Origin of the sequence: Luteirhabdus pelagi, from assembly GCF_016827595.1 — a bacterium.
In the GTDB taxonomy this organism is placed as follows: Bacteria; Bacteroidota; Bacteroidia; order Flavobacteriales; family Flavobacteriaceae; genus Luteirhabdus; species Luteirhabdus pelagi.
Genome location: NZ_JAECMS010000039.1, coordinates 1 through 680, shown reverse-complemented (window position 1 = coordinate 680; position 680 = coordinate 1). Strand labels below are relative to the sequence as shown.

The 680-nt window shown below is 32.6% G+C and carries 1 protein-coding gene; it reads right to left on the bottom strand.

The window, feature by feature from the left end; translation table 11 throughout:
* Nucleotides 1-129 precede the first annotated feature (129 nt).
* Nucleotides 130-654 carry a hypothetical protein gene (locus I4Q58_RS15475; protein ID WP_203296816.1) on the bottom strand — a complete coding sequence of 175 codons (525 nt, stop codon included), beginning with the start codon at nucleotides 652-654 and terminating at the stop codon, nucleotides 130-132.
* Between the last annotated feature and the right edge of the window lie 26 nt (nucleotides 655-680).

Below are 680 nucleotides of genomic sequence, written 5' to 3'. Positions count from 1 at the left end.
AACGGATTTGTATAACGTATCGTTGTGTGGTTTTCAATTTACGTTTTTTTCAGATAATGAATTTTTTGTGTTGAGTTTGTGGGATTTTCAACAAGGATAACCATTCCACACAATGGACGTTATACGTTGTTAGCTACAGTATTTTAACTTAATCAAATCAACCAATTCTTTATGAAAATCAACTATTGGTTTTATCGATTGGATATTTCCGTCATATTTTAATGAAAACATAGTCTCAATCCGATATTTTCTGTTTCTCAACTTTCCGCTCATTTCTGGCTGGAAAGCAGTTTTCTCCATTAGATTTATCAATCCATGTTTCGCCAAAAGCTTCTCGACATCAAATCGCAATGATCCATGCTCTGGTTTTAATTCCCAGTTTTGCTTTCTGAAAAGAATCAGCTTTCTCAGGTGTTCAAATGATGTTAACTCAAATTCAGAAATTCTATTTAATGGTTCAAGTTCAATTATGAATTTAGCAGAATCCGTTTTTCCGAAATCAAAAATTGAGTCGATGACAGTTCCATTTTGGAAAATCTGAAGGTTGTATTTTGAAATATGAGTTCTAGAACTACCGGGTCCCAATTCCTTTAAGTCAGTTTGTTTTAGAGAACAATCATTTTCTTCACATATCTTTTGTAATTCTTGGATCATTTTTCACCAAATATTGTAGCTAACGG

Coding starts and splice junctions, on each gene's coding strand:
- I4Q58_RS15475 (WP_203296816.1), bottom strand. CDS start 654: ATGATCCAAGAATTACAAAAGATATGTGAAGAAAATGATTGTTCTCTA.